The 19,170-nt window shown below is 42.7% G+C and carries 16 protein-coding genes and 1 pseudogene; 4 read left to right on the top strand and 13 right to left on the bottom strand.

Annotated elements, in window-relative coordinates; all coding sequences use genetic code 11:
• Position 1: 1 nt before the first annotated feature.
• From B7E06_RS02160 to B7E06_RS21670, 8 genes are all read right to left on the bottom strand, one after another.
• Complete coding sequence (locus B7E06_RS02160) at positions 2–3,028, bottom strand: carbamoyl-phosphate synthase (glutamine-hydrolyzing) large subunit (RefSeq protein WP_082232433.1); 3,027 nt, start codon at positions 3,026–3,028, stop codon at positions 2–4.
• Positions 3,021–4,085, bottom strand: coding sequence for a carbamoyl phosphate synthase small subunit (locus B7E06_RS02155; RefSeq protein ID WP_082232431.1), 1,065 nt, complete (start codon positions 4,083–4,085; stop codon positions 3,021–3,023). The genes B7E06_RS02160 and B7E06_RS02155 overlap by 8 nt, the downstream gene beginning before the upstream one ends.
• Positions 4,086–4,177: 92 nt before the next feature.
• A complete protein-coding gene (locus tag B7E06_RS02150; protein ID WP_082232429.1) occupies positions 4,178–5,329 on the bottom strand; it encodes an acetylornithine transaminase in 1,152 nt (383 codons plus the stop codon).
• Positions 5,326–6,138, bottom strand: a complete 813-nt coding sequence (argB, locus tag B7E06_RS02145; RefSeq protein ID WP_143414436.1) for an acetylglutamate kinase — start codon at positions 6,136–6,138, stop codon at positions 5,326–5,328. Before argB ends, B7E06_RS02150 begins: the two co-directional genes overlap by 4 nt.
• Positions 6,101–7,327, bottom strand: coding sequence for a bifunctional ornithine acetyltransferase/N-acetylglutamate synthase (gene argJ / locus B7E06_RS02140; RefSeq protein WP_082232425.1), 1,227 nt, complete (start codon positions 7,325–7,327; stop codon positions 6,101–6,103). The genes argB and argJ overlap by 38 nt, the downstream gene beginning before the upstream one ends.
• 25 nt (positions 7,328–7,352) lie before the next feature.
• Positions 7,353–8,384 carry an N-acetyl-gamma-glutamyl-phosphate reductase gene (gene argC / locus B7E06_RS02135; RefSeq protein ID WP_082232423.1) on the bottom strand — a complete coding sequence of 344 codons (1,032 nt, stop codon included), beginning with the start codon at positions 8,382–8,384 and terminating at the stop codon, positions 7,353–7,355.
• Positions 8,385–8,594: 210 nt separating this feature from the next.
• Positions 8,595–9,905 carry a lysine N(6)-hydroxylase/L-ornithine N(5)-oxygenase family protein gene (locus B7E06_RS02130; RefSeq protein WP_082232421.1) on the bottom strand — a complete coding sequence of 437 codons (1,311 nt, stop codon included), beginning with the start codon at positions 9,903–9,905 and terminating at the stop codon, positions 8,595–8,597.
• Between the two features lie 198 nt (positions 9,906–10,103).
• Positions 10,104–10,274 (bottom strand): hypothetical protein, encoded by a 171-nt coding sequence (locus tag B7E06_RS21670; protein WP_179133919.1) that lies wholly within the window; start codon positions 10,272–10,274, stop codon positions 10,104–10,106.
• A 113-nt stretch (positions 10,275–10,387) separates the two neighbouring features.
• On the opposite strand from B7E06_RS21670, the gene B7E06_RS02125 reads away from it, so the two are divergent.
• Together B7E06_RS02125 and B7E06_RS02120 are read left to right on the top strand one after the other, a co-directional pair.
• Positions 10,388–10,885, top strand: coding sequence for a GNAT family N-acetyltransferase (locus B7E06_RS02125; protein ID WP_082232419.1), 498 nt, complete (start codon positions 10,388–10,390; stop codon positions 10,883–10,885).
• Complete coding sequence (locus B7E06_RS02120) at positions 10,854–11,054, top strand: PspC domain-containing protein (RefSeq protein WP_082232417.1); 201 nt, start codon at positions 10,854–10,856, stop codon at positions 11,052–11,054. The genes B7E06_RS02125 and B7E06_RS02120 overlap by 32 nt, the downstream gene beginning before the upstream one ends.
• Positions 11,055–11,844: 790 nt before the next feature.
• Here B7E06_RS02120 and B7E06_RS02115 read toward each other — a convergent pair.
• Genes B7E06_RS02115 through B7E06_RS02105 form a run of 3 tightly spaced genes read right to left on the bottom strand, consistent with a single transcriptional unit; the run spans position 11,845 to position 15,395 of the window.
• Complete coding sequence (locus B7E06_RS02115; protein WP_082232415.1) at positions 11,845–13,245, bottom strand: PTS transporter subunit EIIC; 1,401 nt, start codon at positions 13,243–13,245, stop codon at positions 11,845–11,847.
• Between the two features lie 57 nt (positions 13,246–13,302).
• A complete protein-coding gene (gene chbG / locus B7E06_RS02110) occupies positions 13,303–14,049 on the bottom strand; it encodes a chitin disaccharide deacetylase (RefSeq protein WP_082232413.1) in 747 nt (248 codons plus the stop codon).
• Positions 14,050–14,069: 20 nt separating this feature from the next.
• A complete protein-coding gene (locus tag B7E06_RS02105) occupies positions 14,070–15,395 on the bottom strand; it encodes a 6-phospho-alpha-glucosidase (protein ID WP_082232411.1) in 1,326 nt (441 codons plus the stop codon).
• 236 nt (positions 15,396–15,631) lie between these two features.
• On the opposite strand from B7E06_RS02105, the gene B7E06_RS02100 reads away from it, so the two are divergent.
• Positions 15,632–16,345: a GntR family transcriptional regulator gene (locus tag B7E06_RS02100; RefSeq protein ID WP_082232409.1), complete on the top strand. Its 714-nt coding sequence runs from the start codon at positions 15,632–15,634 to the stop codon at positions 16,343–16,345.
• Between the two features lie 16 nt (positions 16,346–16,361).
• On the top strand, positions 16,362–17,090 hold the full coding sequence (nagB, locus tag B7E06_RS02095; RefSeq protein ID WP_082232405.1) for a glucosamine-6-phosphate deaminase: 729 nt from the start codon (positions 16,362–16,364) through the stop codon (positions 17,088–17,090).
• A gap of 41 nt (positions 17,091–17,131) precedes the next feature.
• On the opposite strand, the gene B7E06_RS02090 is transcribed toward nagB, so the two are convergent.
• Positions 17,132–18,277: a glycosyltransferase gene (locus tag B7E06_RS02090; protein ID WP_082232403.1), complete on the bottom strand. Its 1,146-nt coding sequence runs from the start codon at positions 18,275–18,277 to the stop codon at positions 17,132–17,134.
• 121 nt (positions 18,278–18,398) lie between these two features.
• Positions 18,399–19,170 (bottom strand): annotated as a pseudogene (locus B7E06_RS21665) (collagen-like protein); the annotation flags it as partial.

The raw sequence follows: 19,170 nt of genomic DNA, 5'->3' as shown, positions 1-19,170 counted from the left end.
ATTATACGCACTCCTCTTTTTTTAAACTTCCTGGCAGCGGGGCTGGCTGATAAGGGTCCCCACTGAGTGAATCTATATAAGCGTTAAAGGTATCAGCTTGACTGAATACGGTAATGCCGCTCTTTAATGCCTGTATTCTCTTTTCAGCCGCTTCCTTTGTGTTCTGATCATTCATATAAACTTGAGCTTCTTCCGATTGAATCCAATCCGAAAATTTAAGGTCGCTCGACTTTCCTTTTACAAGCTTAGATGTTTCGATTAAACAGACTTCTTCATTCTCAAATGGACTTGGCAGGTGTTCAAACACTTTAGCCATTGCTTCTGTTACCGTTTGGCCTAAGCACATGCCTTCTCCTGTAGATAGCATATTAGCCCCCAGCTTATGGTCCAGTTCAGGAAGCGCGTGAGAAGAAAACAGGGGATATTTGACGGCAATCATTCCGAATTCCGGCTGCTTTATCTCTTTAAGGTTTAATTTAGGATCGTCGGTTAAGCCTTTTACGGCAAGGTCGATCATGGAGACTTCCGATACTTTACTAATAATAGGTACTGTACGGCTCGCACGTGGGTTAACCTCCAGTACATAAATTTCATTATCAGTAAGCAGGAATTGAATATTCATCATCCCTTTGTATTTCACCTTTTGAACGATACGTTTGGCGTATTGAACGAGTGTTTCTTTTACCTCTGGCGACAAATTCTGTGATGGGAATACGGCCATACTGTCTCCTGAGTGAATACCGGCAGGCTCTACATGCTCCATAATTTCGGGAATATAAACATGCTCTCCATCTGCTGCAAGATCGACCTCTGCTTCTTTTCCTGTCATAAACTGATCCAGTACGATCGGATAATGGTGAGCTTCCGTTTCTTTTAAGGCTTCCTCCAGCTCTTTTTCGCTGTTTACCTTGAACATGCCCTGGCCGCCAATGACGTAAGATGGACGGCAGAGCAGCGGGTATGAATAAGAGGCTGCCGCTTCTAAGGCCTCTTCCATACTGTGACATGTAGAACCTGGGATGTGCGGAATATCAAGTTCCTTCAGCATCGTGTAAAATTGCTCTCGGTCCTCAAGCTGAGCGATAGTATCTACACTTACGCCGGCCAAAGGTATCCCTGCATTTTCAAGCTCTTCTGCAATGTTAATCGCTGTCTGGCCGCCAAACTGTGTAAATACGAGATCCACGTTTTCATGCTCGACAATCGATTGAATGACTTCTTTGTTAATTGGATCAAAATATAGCCGATCTGCTGTTGTATAATCCGTGCTGACGGTTTCCGGGTTATTGTTAATCATAATTGTCGTCCAGCCTAGTTTTTTCAGGCTTTCAATGGCTTTTACGGCACTATAATCAAATTCGACACCCTGACCGATTCTAATCGGACCTGAACCTACAATTAATGCTTTTTTATTCCCTGTCAGCGGCTGTATTTCATTGTTCCCTGCATAAGTGGTGTACACATAATTGGTGGCTGCTTCAAATTCAGCGGCACATGTGTCTACCATTTTATAGCCAGGCTTGATGCCGTACTCTTCTCGCGTTTTCTTTATATGATGTGATGTTACCCCGCTGTGGCTGGCAATTTGCTCATCTGTGAATCCATAGATTTTCGCCTGTTTTATTAGATCGTTGTCCAGCTCGCTTTGCTTAAGCTTATTTTCCGTATCAATCAGGTGTTTGACCGTTTGCAAGTAAAATAAATCGATGCCTGTCACTTGATGAATTTCTTCAATCGTCTTCCCTTTTCTTAAGAGATCCTGAATCGCGAAATAGCGTAAATCTGTAGGTTTAGTGAGATGATCATAAAGCTCTTCCTCGTTAAGCTCTGGTATCGACTGGTCCAGGGAGGATACTGCTTTTTGAAAAGCCCCCTCCAGTGTCCGGTCGATAGCCATAACCTCACCTGTCGCCTTCATTTTTGTGCCAAGCTTACGATCGGCTTTTGAAAACTTATCAAAAGGCCAGCGCGGGAATTTAACTACCACATAGTCTAAAGCAGGTTCAAAGCTTGCGTATGTTGTACCAGTTAATGGGTTAATCAGCTCATCGAGCGAGTAGCCAAGCGCCAGCTTTGTTGCCATTTTTGCAATAGGATAACCTGTCGCCTTTGAGGCAAGAGCTGATGAGCGGCTTACCCGGGGATTGACCTCAATGACGTAGTATTTCTTGCTATAAGGATCCAATGCAAACTGAACATTACAGCCTCCAATGACTTCGAGAGCTGAAATTATTTTAAAGGCAGCGGTACGCAGCATTTGATATTCCTGATCTGTAAGCGTCTGGGACGGAGCAGCTACGATAGAATCTCCGGTGTGCACCCCGACGGGATCAAAGTTTTCCATATTACAGACACTGATACACGTACCTTTCGCATCACGCATTACTTCATATTCGACCTCTTTAAAGCCGGCAATACTTTTTTCTATAATAACCTGACCGATCGGACTGGCTTTTAAACCGTTATGGACCAGGTCCTTCATTTCTTCAAGATTATCGGTAATCCCGCCACCACGGCCTCCTAAGGTATATGCTGGACGGCTGATGATTGGAAAGCCGAAATCCTCCGTAAATTGTACAGCTTCCTCTACACTTGCTATTACTCGGCTTTCAGGAACATCCTGCCCTAGCTCATGCATCAGCTCACGGAACAGTTCGCGGTCTTCTCCCTGCTGAATGGAAGCAACACTAGTGCCGAGAAGTTCAAGATTGTATTTTTCAAAGATTCCATGTTTATTCATTTCAACCGCTAAATTTAAGCCTGTCTGTCCGCCCAGCCCTGCGAGCACAGCTTCAGGCTGTTCTTTTTGAATAATAGCTTCTATACTTTTCACAGTCAGTGGTTCACAGTAGACGGTGTCGGCTACTTCTGTATCTGTCATTATCGTTGCTGGATTATTATTAACGAGTACGACTTCGTGACCGTCTTCCTTTAAAGCCAGGCAGCCTTGTGTTCCTGAGTAGTCAAATTCAGCTGCCTGCCCGATAACAATTGGTCCTGAACCGATGACGAGTACTTTCTTAGACATATACTTTTGCTCCTTTCGCCGATGACATCATAGATAGAAATTCTTCAATAACCCACTGAGCGTCTTCCGGTCCCGGATTTGCTTCGGGGTGAAACTGGGCGGTGAGAATCGGCTTTGAAGGGTGCAGTAACCCTTCCACTGATCCATCGTTTACATTTATAAAACACGTTTCAAGCACCGTACCGGCAAGGCTGTCACGGTTAACGACATAATTATGGTTTTGCGATGTGAGAAATACTTGACCGGACTGTAGGTCTTTTACCGGGTGATTGGCCCCTCTATGGCCGAAGGCAAGCTTCTTCGTGTCCGCCCCGAAAGCTAGAGCAATGACCTGGTGTCCCAGACAGATTCCAAGCGAAGGATATTTCTCAAGCACTGCTTTTATTTCGGGTAAATAGGGAGAAGCGTCTTTAGGGTCTCCTGGTCCGTTAGAGAGCACCACCCCGTCCGGCTGAAGTTTATGCACTTCGTGTATTTTCGTAAAAGGAAACACAGTAACCTGGATGTCTTCCTCAAGCAGCTTATCAAGAATGGATGTTTTAAATCCGAAATCAATCAGCGCCACGCGCTTATTCCCTGTTCCATATTTTTTTATTTTCGGATCATGAGCCTGGAAAATCTGTCCTGCCGACTTTGTATCAGATGGCTTCACCGTTTTATTGGCGAGCACCCCCTGGCAAGATCCTTCTGTCCGAATCGCTTTCGTAACTTCTCGTGTATCTACACCAGTCAGGAAAGGGACATTCCATTTATTCAAATAGTCCTTTAATGTCATCTCTGCCTGATAATGAGAGACTGAATCTGAGCATTGAAACATCACTGCACCGCTCACCTGCGGCTGCACGCTTTCTGAGTCGGCTTCATTAATGCCGTAATTTCCGATTAGGGGATAGGTGAAGACTACGATCTGCCCGCGATAAGAAGGGTCTGTTAAAACTTCCTGATAGCCTGTCATCCCTGTATAAAATACAACCTCCCCCTCAATAGGAGCCTCCCAGCTGTTCGAGGCTTTGCCTTCAAACACCTGACCTTTTTCTAATGTTAGAAACCCTTGCATAGTTCCACCTCACCGTATATTTATAAATTAAATAGTATATTAATTCATTGAAACCCGTAAAAAAACTTTGCAGGGGGCTTCCCTGTCAAAGTTTAAGTCCGGCTGAACTCTGTACTTAAGACTTTTTTCAGCAATTGAAGCGCCTGATCAAGTTCCTGGTAACTGACCGTTAATGGAGGCAGAAGTCTGATAACTTTAGGTCCTGCTAAAACAGCCAGCAGTCCGTTTTCACGCAGCTTGTGAACATACTCGATGGCTTCTGATTCAACCTCTATTCCGATCATCATTCCTTTTCCCCGAACTTCCATTACTCCCGGGAGACCTTCCAGGTTCTCTTTTAACAGTTTCATAAAATAAGTGCTCTTTTCGTTCACCTCATGCAGAAACTGATCTTTGAAAATGGTAGATAACGTTGCTTTCACTGCAGCTGAAGCCAGCGGATTCCCTCCAAATGTCGAGCCGTGGGAGCCTGCAGAAAATGATTCCTTTAAGTAAGCTTTCCCTGCCATAGCGCCAACAGGAAAACCGCTTCCTAGCCCTTTGGCTGATGTAATAATATCAGGGGAAAGCCCGTAATGTTGAAACGCAAACGGTGACCCCGTCCTCCCTGCTCCTGTCTGCACTTCATCTATAATGAATAACGCTCCTGTTTCCGCACACTTTTTCTCTATCGCCTTTAGAAAGGCTTCATCAGCTTCTATGACGCCGCCTTCTCCTTGAATGACTTCAACCATAATGGCTGCTGCACCCTCTCCCATTAGCTCTGCCACAGCAGACTCATCATTAAATGGGAGGTATTCAAAGGTAGGCAGCAGGGTTCCAAAGCCTTCCTGTATCTTTTCCTGGCCGGTTGCGCTCATCGTCGCAAATGTCCTGCCGTGAAAGGACTGTTTAAATGTAATGATCTTGTCATTCCCTGTATGCTTCCGAGCCAGCTTAATAGCTGCTTCGTTAGCCTCAGCTCCGCTGTTACAGAAAAAGGCATAGTCAAGACCAGAAGCTTCTGTAAGCAGTTGAGCCGCTTCTTCCTGAATAGGAATTTGATATAAGTTAGAAACATGCCATACCTTTTTCAGCTGTTCCTCAATGGCTTCTTGGACAACTAAAGGGCGGTGGCCTAAATTACAGACAGCAATACCAGAAACGAAATCCAGATATTCTTTTCCGCTGTCGTCCCGGACAACCGTCCCCTCTCCGGACTCAATCGTAAATGGAAACCGATTGTAGGTCGGAAATAAACTCATCGAACCGCTCCTTCCGTTACCTCATGGTAAATCGTTGTTCCTTTAATCATTCCATCTTTCAACAGTGACTGTTCTCCACTGACAATCAGTACTTCTTTTAACTTTTCAGATAAAGCATCAATCGCTGAATTTACCTTTGGAATCATACCGCCGTATATGACCTCTGTGTCTATTAATTGGTGAATCTCATTCGGCGTAATTCGCTCGATCATTGTTTCACCGTTTAAAATACCAGGTACATCTGTAACAAATAAAAGCTTCTCTGCCTGCAGGGCATCCGCAACGGCAGCAGCTGCGACGTCGGCGTTGACGTTAACGGTCTGACCATTCTCCGTAACTGCAAGCGGGGCTATCACCGGAAGGTAGCCAGTTACAAGAAGCTGATGGATCAAGGCTGTGTTGACTTGTTCTATATTTCCTACGAGACCCAGCTTCTCCTGATCTACAAAGCTTGCTTGAAGAAGCTGACCGTCACATCCTTTTAATCCAAGTGCTGAAACGCTATGTTTTTCAAGAGCTGAAGTTACTTGTGCACTGACTGTACCTCCGAGTGTCATTTTCACAACTTCAAGAGTTTCAGGTGTTGTTTTACGCAGGCCATTATAGAATTCTCCTTCAATCTTCAGTGCTTGAAGCAATGAAGTAATCGCCGGCCCGCCGCCATGAACGACTACACAATGATAGTACTCCGATAATAAAGCAAGACTTTTGTAAAAGTCTTCACTCAAGCAGTCAACCATACTGCCTCCAATTTTCACGACGATGACGGGTTTATGTGCGATAGCTGGCATTGATTTTGACGTAGTCATAGGTCAGGTCACACCCCCAGGCTGTTCCTGCTCCATTGCCCTGATGCAGGTTTATTTGAATCTTCACCTTGTCCTTCTTCATATCTTCCTTCGCCTGTTCCTCAGAAAATAGATGCGGTGTACCTTCACTAAAAACGAGCTGCTTGCCAATAAAGATATCACAGCGATCGGCTTGTACTTCCGCTTCACTATGGCCGATAGCCCCAACGATTCTACCCCAGTTGGCATCCACTCCATACACTGCCGTCTTTACTAAATTCGAGCCTACAACCTTTTTGGCAATCGCTCTAGCCTCTTTGTTGGAGTTGGCTCCTGAGACATTCACTTCAATCAGCTTCGTAGCTCCTTCACCATCTTTAGCAATTTGTTTCGCTAAATCTTCACAAACGAGTAAAAGGGCCTGCTGGAATTCTGCCCACTGCTTATGTTCTGGATGTAATTCCTTATTTGCAGCTTTTCCATTTGCAAGTGCTAGCACCATGTCGTTTGTCGATGTCTCTCCATCAACCGTAATCTGATTGAACGATTGATCAATACAATGACTTAAAGCAGTTTGTAAGTGTTCAGATTCGATCTTCGCATCTGTCGTTATAAACCCTAGCATTGTGGCCATATTGGGATGGATCATTCCAGATCCCTTAGCCGCACCAGCAATCGTTACCGTCTGCCCGTCGATCTCTACCTGGAAACAGGAGGATTTTTCACAAGTATCTGTTGTTAAGATTGCCTGTTGAAAAGCATGCGCTTCCTGCTGGTTAACCTCTACTGCCTTTGCTCCGTATTTTATTTTTTCCATATCCAGCTGCTCTCCAATTACTCCTGTTGAAGCGACAGCTACATAATGAGATGAAATTTGATAACGCTTCGCCACCAGCTCTCGCATTTGATAAGCGTTCAAGAGACCTTCTTTACCCGTACACGCATTAGCAACCGCACTGTTGACCACTATGGCTTGAATCTTCTGTTCTTCTGCTATACTCTCCTGTGTTACCTTAAGCGGAGGAGCTTGAAAATGACTCTGCGTGTAAACGGCCGCTGCGGAGGCGGGCTGCTCACTCATTAATAATCCAAAGTCATTTTTTGATCGACGAAGCCCACAGTGCACTCCTCCTGAAACAAATCCTTTAGGCGAGGTTACCGTCCCCTCTTCCACCTTCTTGATACTGCCTGCGTCCGTTAGTTGAATCAATCGCTCTCTCCCTTTCTTTTACCTATTATGGAAAGACTGGCACAAGATCCAGTCCTGTCGTTTCATCAATTCCTAAAATAATGTTCATATTTTGAACGGCCTGACTCGCAGCCCCCTTCATCAAATTGTCAATGACTGAAACTATTGTCAGACGGCCGGTTCGATCATCGAGAGTTATTCCGATATCACAGTAATTCGATCCATAAACATCGCGGGTACTCGGGAAATCACCAAGCTTTCGAATACGGATAAACGGGTGAGACTCATAAACCTCTTCATACAATGCGTGAATATTTTCCAACGATACTTCTTTGGCCGGTTCAACGTAAATCGTTGCCATGATTCCTCGTGTCATCGGAACTAAGTGCGTAGAAAAAGTTACCGGTTTTATCGTTTCATTCCAAATTTTAAGCTGCTGCTCAATTTCAGGAATGTGTTTGTGCTGATTCACTTTATAGATTCGGAGATTTTCCTGCGTGTGTGCAAAATGAGTGACTGCATTGGCATTTTTCCCTGCCCCGGAAACACCCGACTTTGCATCAATTATGATGGTGTCAGGATCCGCTATCTCGCTTTCTACAACAGGTCCAAGCCCTAACAATACGGCGGTTGGATAGCAGCCGGGATTTGCAATCACTGATGCCTGCTTTATGTGTTCTTTATTCCATTCCGGAAGACCATACACTGCTTCATTAATAGCTGATTGTGGTGCAGCCTCCTGTTTATACCATTCTGTATAAACTTCAGTATCCTTCAGCCTTAAATCTCCCGATAGGTCAATTACTTTAGCTTTACCGCCCGTAAGCTGAGGTGTCAGACCACTTGAGACCCCGGGAGGTGTCGCAAGAAAGATGATATCGAGCTGCTTCATTTTATCTGGATGAAGCGGTTGAAGCTCATATGATTGATTATTCACGTGAGTGTATATTCCTTCAAAAAACTCACCTGCCTGGGAAGAAGAATACAGATGAATATTTTCTACATTTGAATGTCCGTTTAACAGCCTGAACAGCTCTACACCGCCATATCCTGTTGCGCCCACTATACCGATTTCCAATCGTTCATCACCTCTTTTATCTGTATGTATAAATATTATAAATATCGTATATTTATGCTATTATCACTCCTGTAATAAAATCTGTCAACCGTATTTTTTGCTGTTTTATGTCATTCAAATAAATAAATACGACAGCCGCCTCTTAGTAAGCGTTTACAAAAAATATAAAAAAAACTGCACGGGTGCTGTATAAGCACTCCATGCAGTTCTTTAATGTTGAACATCAAATGATTGAAAGATTCCTTTTGCCGGAATCTTGAATACTTCCCGTCCCATCAAATGATTGATTATTACTTTGTTACGATGTACAGCCAGTCCAAGATTAGTGGAACCTACACCATGGGAATGGGAAATCCCGCTGTGTACATAAATTTCATTAGGCACATCTTTTGTTTTCTTTAATCGGTAATCGGCTTCTACTTTATATCGGCCACGGTCATCCCATTCAAGAAAATCCTCTAAGTAATGGATAAACTCAGGGATATTCGGCTGATAACCTGTAGCTGTGATCACTACTTCGCTTTCGTGCTGAAAGGATTCTTTTTTCTGCCAGTGATAGCAGTCCAGTACGTAACCGTCTCCTTTCTGCTTAACACCATTTACCTCTGTTAATACTTGCAGCCCGACATTTAACTCATCATCCCCAATAGAATACTCATAGAGAAGATTATAAATATCTTCAATCGTATGGTTGCTGATCCCTTTATAATACAACCCTTGAGTAGCAAAAATCTTATCTTTATCCTCCTGGGGAAGCTTGTAGAAATAATTGACGTAATCCGGTGAAAAGTGCTCCAGACTCAGCTTAGACTCCTCCATAGATGCAAAACCCGAAGATCTGGTAATCCAGTCAAGACGGAAGCCGTGCTCACGCTGCTCTTTCAGCAGCTCACGAAACGTTTCTGCCGCACTCTGGCCAGACCCTACGACCGTTACAGACTTTGCAGCTGTGCATCGATCCTGATTTTGTACATAGTCAGCTGTATGGAAGACATCTTTATTCGAAAGTCCTTTAAATGACTTAGGCATAGCCGGTACGCTCCCTGTTCCCATAACGACATGCTTTGTTCTGTACGTCTTGGAATCACCTGCATTGTTCTCAACATCTACAAGGAAATAGGATTCGTCTTCCCTTACATGCTGAATGGAGGTAACACGGTACCCGAATTTACAGCTGTCCAATCGATTGGCTGCCCACTGGCAGTAATCATTATATTCCCTGCGAGGAATATCAAGACGCTGAAGAAAATAGAACTGATACATACGGTCATTTTCACTAATGTAATTTAGGAAGCTGTGTTTATTAGTAGGATCAGCCATTGTGACGAGATCCGCTAAAAAAGGAACCTGCAGCTTCGTTCCTTCGATTAACATCCCCGGATGCCAGTCGAAGTGTTCCTTTTTTTCAAAGAATAAGGTATCTGTCTCATCTATCTCATCCAGTAAAGCAGCGAGGCTTAAATTAAAAGGTCCAATTCCTACCCCGATTAAGTCATATATTTTTTCATCCTGCTGTGCCATTAATTGTTCACTACTCCTTTTTCTGAAAAACGTCCTATGTTTCCAGAACTTTTCGCTTTTCTCATGTTACCATAATCTTTTTAAAAACAGTAACAGCGATCTTAATCCCTTTTTTAGCATTTACTATTTTTGAAATCTATGCAATAAATAAAACAACAAAAAAAGCGCGGTTTCTCACCACGCCCGAAGCAAGGAAAATTACGATTGCTGGCTGTTCATTTTCATAATTCCTGAGAAGAGAAGCAGAACCGCTCCTAAACCGATCAATACAGAATCCGCTTCCTCAATCGGCAAGTCGATACCAAAAAGCCACAGCGCACCCCCACACAAAAATAACAACCATCCGGCAACCGATATTTTCCGCTGCATATAACCCCTCCTCGTGAACTTGTTTATTATAAAAATTGTAACATGAATTCAAAATGAAACGAATTTTCTTACTAGACGTAGAGAATAACAGCAATTAAGAAGGAGATTTTGAAATGGCTTATTTAAAACATGTTCATAATCGCAAGGATTATCTGCCGCTTCTCCTGTTAGCGGATGAGAATGAAGATATTATTATGGAGTATATTAATGAAGGTGAAATGTATGTTATCCAATATCAACAAAATAATATCGGTGTCTGCCTGTTTACGTTCCCTGAAGCCAATATGGTCGAAATCAAAAATATAGCTTTAAAGGAAGGTGAACAAGGGAAAGGAATAGGTAAGGCAGTCATAGGTGAAGCCTTTCAACTTTATAAACAAAAAGGATATGCCCGCATGATTGTAGGGACTGCCAATTCCAGCCTGGCTAACTTAAGCTTTTATCAAAAAGCTGGATTCCGATTTGAAAGGATACGTAAAGATTTCTTTTTAAGTTATCCCCACCCGATTTTTGAAAATGGAATACAGGCCCTTGATATGGTTGTATTCTCGAAGGATTTACATGAAGGAGATGGTAAAAATGAAAAAGAAACTGTACAAATCCACAAGTAACAAAATGCTGACAGGTACCCTTGGCGGGATTAGCGAGATTTATGACATTGATGCCAGCCTGCTGAGAATTTTATATGCTGTCGGTATTTTCTTAAGCAGCGGCTTCCTGCTTGTCGTATATATTGTAGCCGCTATTATTATGCCGACAGACCAAGAGGCACAGAAATAGCTTTCCTGGTTTATGCCTGTCCCGTTTACTATAGTTATGAAAATAGAGGCTGGGAAATTACCCGTTTTTTCTCAATTGTGATAGAGAAAGAGCTGATCCGTCTACTATTGAAAGGCAAAAGGGGCTGGGAATTCACTCACTTTCTGTGGAGAGCCGGTGAGCTAGCTCGTTTCACCCTCGGATCACGCCCTGTCACTATCTTCCAGTAGGAGGCCTGCTATTTCCCATTTTTAGAATGGGTAAAGACGGTTCCGTTTACTTTATAAAGAGGAACGAGGCTGGGAAATGACTCCCTTTCCGCGGGGAGCCGGTGAGCTAACTCGTTACACTCGTGGATCTCACCATGGCTCTATCTCCCTGCAGGAGTCTCGCCATTTCCCAGCCTCTTTTACCATTGATGGTATAAACGGAACACTTTTTTTGGAAGAAGATCCTATACCTTAGTCCTCTTGCTTTATGGTTCCGTTACTCTAAGAAAACATAAAGGGCCGGGGGAAACAGCGAGACTCCTATGGGAGGATAGAACAGGGGGAGATCCCGGAGGGCTAAAAGCCCGAGGAAGCTCACCGTTCGCCCATGGAAAGCGAGTTGTTTCCCCAGGCCCGGTCCTCTTTATCACGGTAAACGGAACAATAATCTCCTTAATCTATGAAACCTTTACAGGAGTATAGAACAAGGTGAGATCCCGCAACCAAGACAAACGAAACCCACTTTCCATATATATTAGTACCAGAAATGAGATAGGAGAAGTGGGGGTATTCCAAGCAGAAGCCTCGCATGATTCCGCTATCTACTCTTCTAAAAATTTATCTATTTCCTGTTTAACAGTCGTCGCTTCAGAACCAATGATAATTTGAACATTATTTTTATCTATTTTAACCACACCGTGAGCTCCGGTTTGTTTAATTTTATCTTCATCGACTACACTAACATCCTTCAATTCAAGACGCAGCCGTGTCATACAGTTATCGTTGACGATGACATTCTCTTTTCCTCCGATATACTGAAGAATTTTCTTCGCCATATATTCGTGATTCGAATGAGTAAGCTCTAATTCTTTCTCTTTTTCTGTTGATTCTTCCCCGAATTCAACGTCTTCTTCTCTTCCGATTACCGGGATATCCCGTTTAATAATTACGAAGTAGAAGGTAAAGTAATAAAGAGCGAAGAACGCCAATCCTACTGGGATAATCATCAGTCCGTTGTCTGATAGATTTAAGTTAACGACATAGTCGATTATTCCGGCACCCCAGGAAAATCCGTGGCGGATATGCAGTAAATAAAGCACGGCTCCTGCAAGACCTGTATAAACGGAGTGAATGAAGTAAAGCAATGGAGAAGTGAATAGAAATGTAAACTCAATTGGCTCGGTGATCCCTGTTACAAAAGAGGTGGCCGCACCTGAGGACATTAACGTTTTCGTCTCCTGTTTTCTTCTCTTTGCAGCTTTAGTAATCGCGAGAGCAATCGCAGGTACTCCAAACAGCATCGTTACGAAAAATCCGCCAATAAAGTAACCAGCCGTCGGGTCGCCGCTTAGAAAACGGTTGATCTCCCCTGCTACCACTTCTCCTGAAGCGGTTTCATAACTTCCTAAGCCAAAGTAAGTGTAGGTATTCAATACATGGTGCAGTCCAAACGGCAGAAGGAACCTGTTTAAGAATCCGTAGATGAAGACACCAGCGGCTCCAAGATTAACGAGTGTTTGTCCAAAAGAATCAATGCCTGATTGAAGATATGGCCAGACGAGAGACATGAGACCTGCAACGGGTATCATTGTGATTATAATCATCGTAATCGGGAATTTTTCTCCACTGAAAAAAGCAAACATACTTGGCAGCCTGGCATTTTTAAACTTGTTATAAATAAAAGCAGCAATTAACCCGGCCATGACTCCGCCAAATACACTCATATTCAGCTCTGGATCCATGATCTTTAAGCCTTCTTTCAGCACAATGATGGCTAGAAAACCTGTGAGTGCAGGGATCCCTTTATCCTTCGTTCTCGCGAGTCCCATGGCTATCCCTATCGCAATTAAGGCATCCATTTGTGTAAGGATGACTCCTGAAGCCTGAAAAAGCGGAATATTAAGCATATCCTCAGCGGTTAAACGAAGCGTCAGACCAGCAATAGGCAGGGCAACAATTGGAATGAGCAGCGACTTCCCTAACTTCTGCATAAAGCTTTTCATCATTTCTCCCCCTTATTAATTCAGAACAGTTCTATGAAGAACATAAAACTGAACCTATTAAAGCTCCTCAAATGTCGTTAATACAATGTCGACTCGTGACTCTATCAGCTTTACTCTGTCTGGATCCGTTAAAAATTCAACTTCATCCACCCTCGGATAAGTAAATGAAGAGGTCGACAATAGTTTTTTGTCCAAATAAGCCGGATGGGCCATTACCTCTACTGATTCTGATTCCGCAAATAGTTCGTCAAGTGCTGCTTTATTCTTCAAAGAGGTTTCGATTAGATAAGCAAATGAATCTGTCGTTTTTATCTCTTTTTCTATAAGATCCTTTGTCTTCTCCGTATCCATGTTGTTTCTAACAGGCAAGCTGTATTCTTCAGCCAGCCTTAGAAAAACCTCCGGCATCTGCCCAAATGAATTGATATGGTGATGGCTGTCTAAATGAGTCGGTGTTAACCCGTAAGAAAGAAATTTCTCGATTTGTGCTTTCCACTCTTTATACACTTCATCATAATCAATCGTAAAAGCACCTTTATAAAATTTTAAATTTCGAAAGTCCCCATTGGAATCCACAATTGTTCGATGGCTGTCAAGCAGCGGGCGCCCGCAGGTCAGGACTAAGTGAACACCTACCCCAAGGTTTGGATTTTCTTTAGCCAGCTCAGCGGCATGGTCCCGTCCCGGCATGTTTGTCATAAACGTCGTAGAAGTTAACACACCATTTCGGTGAGAATCGATTATGCCATAGTTCACCCCCCTTGAATATCCGAAGTCATCTGCGTTAATAATCAGCTTTTTCATACATTTCACCTCAAGCCCCGTTATTTAAATTCCGGCCAGTATCCTTTATTAGCTTCCAGCATATCGTCCACAACCGCTTTTGCTTTGTCTACATTCACGACGGTACGGTTTAGAGTTAGAGCTTGTATTAGTTTCTGTCTGCTCTTCTCAAAATATGAATCAACGACAAGCTGCTCGTAGGCAAGCTGTCCTTCGATTAAGCCTTTATAGAAGAGGGGGATTTCGCCGACTGCAAATGGTTTAGGCCCTTGACTCGTCAGCAGGCTCGGCACCTCCACCATCGCCTCTTTCGGCAGGTTTGGAATAATCCCGTTATTTTTAACAATGACAATAAATCTTTCTGCCAGATTATAAGCGAGTGATTCAGCTGCCCTTACCATGAACACTCCATGAATATCGACATGAAGATCAGCATTCTCGGCTGTCCCCTCTTCAATAATCTTGTCACAGGTATCGTGGACACGTTTTTGTCTTCCATCGATAACCTGACGGGCCCTCGTATGGTCAGGATCTTCTTTCTCAACCATCTGGTTTGGATACAAGTAATACTGTAAATACGTATTTGGTAAAAACTCAGGAAAGTCGATCAGCATTTTCCTCGCCTGCTCAAAGGTCTTCTGCCATGACACATCATTAGCGATTTCCGTATCTTCCGGTGTAAACCCTGTTTCAATGATTAAATTTTTCAATCGTTCGGTATGGTCATTGCCTTCTTTATCATAGATTTTTGTAAACCATCCAAAGTGATTCAGTCCGAAGTATTCAGGTACAAGCTCCCAGACGTTTACCTCTAGCAGCTTTGCATAGCTGATCATAATTGCGATCGGCATATCACATATATTCAATAACTTTTGATCGTTTGGAAATTCTCTTTCTAATGCCACCGCTACGATGGCGGCAGGATTTGTATAATTTAAAATCCAGGCATCTCCCGAATATTTCCGGATGTCTTTCACAAGCTGAATCATATCTTTAATAGATCTAATTCCGTATGCCATGCCGCCCGGACCGCAAGTTTCCTGCCCGACGACTCCATGCCGTAATGCAATTTGTTCATCCTGCTCTCGCATCGCAAGCCCGCCTGTACGAATTTGTACAAACACGAAGTCTGCACCCTCAAAGGCTTTCGCTTTATCTGTTGTATAAGAAAATGATTCCAGTTCTGGATATCTTTCTTTTAATAATATTTCTGTGGCTTTCGCATTTCGCTCCTGCCGCTGTTCATCAATATCGTAAAAGACAATCTCTTTTAAAGGGAATCGATCTTTTTCTTCAATTAGGCTCATCATCATTCCCATGGTGTAAGTACTTCCACTTCCTGCTACTACAAGACGCTGTTTTTTCATGCGGCTTCTCCCTTCAAAATTATGTGTTAATTCAGTTATATCATTAAAATAATACAAATTCAATACCGAATATGTTTTAATTAGTATTATTAAATGTTTAGGGATAAAATACCGTAGAAGAAAACATCGATTCTCATTAAAATTAATTTCAATAATGAATTATGTAACAAAATGGTTTATAGTTGTATTAAATAACAATACAAGTTGTTGATACTTCCAAGGGACGGTGAAAGACTTTGAACACGAGTTCTCCCCTATATAAACAAGTGGCATACCAAATAAAAAAGGACATTGTCTCCTCAAAACTAAATAAAGATGAGGCCATTCCTTCTGAAAATAAATTAGCGGTTAAATATGACGTAAGCCGCGTAACGATCAGACAAGCTATTCAGCTTCTAGTGAAAGAAGATATTCTTTACAAAGTTAGAGGAAGCGGTACCTATGTAAAAAACACAAAAATCGAGCATGATATTTACCGGCTGCAAAGTTTTACAGAAGAGATGCTTCACCTTAACCAGGAGCCGACTAACCAGATCCTTGAATTTTCAATGCAGCAGCCAAAAGACTCTATTCGTGAGACACTTCGTCTTCTAGAAGGAGAGAAGGTCTTCTTTATCCGTCGTCTGCGCTGTGCTGATGAAGAACCGATGATTCTTGAAGAAACTTACATGCCTGTGTCTTTATTTCCTGATTTGTCAGTAGAAGTAATGACAAAATCAAAATATGAGTATGTCGAACGAAAAGGATATGTTATTAAAGAAAGACAGGGAGAAATCCTCCCGATGACGCCTGATGAGGAATTAAAAGAAATTTTACATTTAGCCAATGACTCTTCTATATTATCGATGAATTTATGGGCCTACCTGGAAGATGATACGGTTTTTGAATTTACTAAGCTTTATTTTAGAAGCGAAAAGTATACGTTCAAATTTACTTCCAAACGATTTTAAGGGAGGAGGAAGACAAATGAAGTTGATAGAAACAGCGTCATATGAGGAAATGAGTCAAAAAGCCGCAGGAGTGATTTATGAACAGGTTAAAAGCAAGCCAAACACTGTGTTAGGATTAGCTACCGGCGGAACTCCTTTAGGGACATACAGGGAACTCATTCACTTGCATCTTCAGAAAAAGGAAAGCTTTCAAAAGTTTTACACAGTAAACCTTGATGAATATGTAGGGCTGGCCGATGACCACCCACAAAGTTATCACACCTATATGGATGAGCACCTATTTCAGCATCTGGATATTCCTGCTTCTCATACTCATCTGCCTCGCGGACTTGCGGAAGATTTAGATGGTGAATGCAAAAGGTATGATCAGGTGATTAAACAGCTGGGCGGAATTGACCTTCAGCTGCTCGGGATTGGCCAGAATGGACATATCGGGTTTAACGAGCCAGGCACTTCATTTAACAGCCGAACCCATGTGGTTGAGCTGACGGAATCCACTCGCAAGGCAAATGCAAGGTATTTTTCAAATAAAGATGACGTCCCCACTCACGCAATTACGATGGGTATCCAGTCCATTATGGAGAGCTCGGAAATTTTATTGATTGCTTCAGGAAAAAAGAAAGCAGAAGCTATTCTTCGTCTGGTCGAAGATGAGATTACGGAAGATTTCCCTGCTTCTGTCTTAAAAAGACATCCGAACCTTACTTTAATTGCTGACTATGAAGCCATGTCATTGCTTAAATAAAAAAGAGTCAGGGCAGCTGTCCCTAACTCTTTTTTATTAATTCATACATCTTCTTTTGAAGCTGATGACTGCTCTTCTTCTGATTCCTGCTTTTTACTTTCTTCAGCTGGTTTAATGTTAAGTTTCTTTTCTAATAAGTCCTTATTTAAAAGTACTCTTTCATCCTGAGGTCTATATTCACGTGCTTTCTCGTTATGGTAATAAGAATTTTCAAAATCCTGAAGGTTATAATAACAAACGCAAAGCTGTAGATGCGGATACCACGTAGAGTATGCAGGGTATTGAAAACTCCAGCGATTTGGATCTGACTTTAAGGTAGTCGCGAGCTCATACCAATAAATTGCCGATTGGAAATCTCTCTTCCTCTGAAAATTATACCCAATTCGGCTGCAGGTTTCTGCACGAGGAGTTTTAGAAAACTTAAAGGATTCGTATAAAGATTCCAATTCTTTTTCAAGATTATTGGTAAATCTGTAGCAATCCGCCCTGTTAATACAGGCGTAAACTTTATCCTCGACCCAGCCGTCACTCATTGCAATATTCTTTGTATAACTTTTAATCGCTTCCTCGTGATGTCCGTTCTCCCTCAGCTCATTACCATAATAAAACCAGTCCCTGGCACTGAAGACATCTCCATTTTCGATTTTCTTCTTGTAAATTTCCAGGTTTCTGCCCACGGAATGCTTGATTTTTTTATGGGTAATCGCAACATCGGAATTTATTATGTTTCCATAAACATTTAAATAATTATGGGCATCCCCGCCCCATTTAAAATTTTTACTCGTTTTGACTAACCTGTTTCTGCGGTACTGAAGGGTTACATTGCCGAATTCATCCGTCCCGGCATTATAAAACATAGAAACCGAATCAACCGATGGATCGAGCGTTTCTTTAAGCTTCTTAAATTTTTCCCGGTCTTCTTCGAGGATGACATCATCAGCATCCAAATAAAGAATATAATCCTTTGTTGCATATTTAAACGACTCATTCCGTCCATCCGTAAACTTTCCCGTCCACTCAAAAAAGAAGACTCGATCGGTATACTCCTTAGCAATCTCTACCGTTCGGTCTGTGGACCCCGTATCTACAATATTGATCTCATCTACAAGGTCTTTCACTGTATCAAGACACCTGGCTAATACCTCTTCTTCATTTTTGACCATCATACATAAACTGATCGTCACCAACTTCTCCATCCCCTTTCAAAAGTTCACTCCCCATTAATGTATGACTAACAGGTATAAGGGTATGTTTTAAAACCTAATTCATAAGAAAAGACGTGCACTTGGCACGCCTTTTCATGTTTTATTAGTAGAATACGGTAACATTTAGATCCATATTACTAACAGTCACTGTAGCTGTATTTGAGCTTGTAAAAATTGATCTTAAGTCGTAGGTAGCAGTTCCACTATTAGCTGGTTCATCTACGCAAGTACTATACATCGGGAAAATATGTGTTCCCTCAGTAATTGACCTCTGAAGCTCCCTTGTTTCAATTAAATTTCCGTCTCGATATACCCCAACTTCAAAATTAAAAGTTAAGTCGGTCGAAGCAGTGACCTCTACAGATAATGCAAAATCAATTTTAACCGGTTTTCCTTCCGTTACAGAAGCGCTAGTCAACTCTAACAGTCGAATGTCCTCAGCATTTAATACTGTAATTCCATCAAAGATTGTAATAGGTCCGGCGTTTTCAGCAACTAGAATAGCTGCTGCCGGTGGTCCCGTCGGTCCAGTGGCTCCTGTTGGTCCTGTTGGTCCTGTTGGTCCTGTGGCCCCTGTCGCTCCCGTGGCTCCGGTCACTCCTGTAGCCCCAGTTGCTCCCGTGGCTCCTGTTACTCCTGTTACTCCTGTTGCTCCAGTTACTCCGGTCGCTCCAGTTACTCCTGTTGCTCCAGTTACTCCTGTTGCTCCAGTTACTCCTGTTGCTCCAGTTACTCCGGTTGCTCCAGTTACTCCGGTCGCTCCTGTTGCTCCTGTAACTCCTGTTGCCCCTGTAACTCCTGTTGCCCCAGTTGCTCCCGTGGCTCCCGTGACTCCGGTGGCTCCCGTGGCTCCTGTGGCTCCCGTGACTCCCGTG

This window comes from Halobacillus massiliensis, from assembly GCF_900166625.1.
GTDB classification, from domain to species: Bacteria; Bacillota; Bacilli; order Bacillales; family Halobacillaceae; genus Halobacillus_A; species Halobacillus_A massiliensis.
This window is presented reverse-complemented; position numbering and strand designations above follow the sequence as displayed.

Bases quoted from the DNA above. Each gene is read 5' to 3' on its own strand.
- B7E06_RS02160 (WP_082232433.1), bottom strand. From the start codon at position 3,028: ATGTCTAAGAAAGTACTCGTCATCGGTTCAGGACCAATTGTTATCGGG.
- B7E06_RS02155 (WP_082232431.1), bottom strand. From the start codon at position 4,085: ATGCAAGGGTTTCTAACATTAGAAAAAGGTCAGGTGTTTGAAGGCAAA.
- B7E06_RS02150 (WP_082232429.1), bottom strand. From the start codon at position 5,329: ATGAGTTTATTTCCGACCTACAATCGGTTTCCATTTACGATTGAGTCC.
- argB (WP_143414436.1), bottom strand. From the start codon at position 6,138: ATGACTACGTCAAAATCAATGCCAGCTATCGCACATAAACCCGTCATC.
- B7E06_RS02130 (WP_082232421.1), bottom strand. From the start codon at position 9,905: ATGGCACAGCAGGATGAAAAAATATATGACTTAATCGGGGTAGGAATT.
- B7E06_RS21670 (WP_179133919.1), bottom strand. From the start codon at position 10,274: ATGCAGCGGAAAATATCGGTTGCCGGATGGTTGTTATTTTTGTGTGGG.
- B7E06_RS02125 (WP_082232419.1), top strand. From the start codon at position 10,388: ATGGCTTATTTAAAACATGTTCATAATCGCAAGGATTATCTGCCGCTT.
- B7E06_RS02120 (WP_082232417.1), top strand. From the start codon at position 10,854: ATGAAAAAGAAACTGTACAAATCCACAAGTAACAAAATGCTGACAGGT.
- B7E06_RS02115 (WP_082232415.1), bottom strand. From the start codon at position 13,245: ATGAAAAGCTTTATGCAGAAGTTAGGGAAGTCGCTGCTCATTCCAATT.
- chbG (WP_082232413.1), bottom strand. From the start codon at position 14,049: ATGAAAAAGCTGATTATTAACGCAGATGACTTCGGATATTCAAGGGGG.
- B7E06_RS02105 (WP_082232411.1), bottom strand. From the start codon at position 15,395: ATGAAAAAACAGCGTCTTGTAGTAGCAGGAAGTGGAAGTACTTACACC.
- nagB (WP_082232405.1), top strand. From the start codon at position 16,362: ATGAAGTTGATAGAAACAGCGTCATATGAGGAAATGAGTCAAAAAGCC.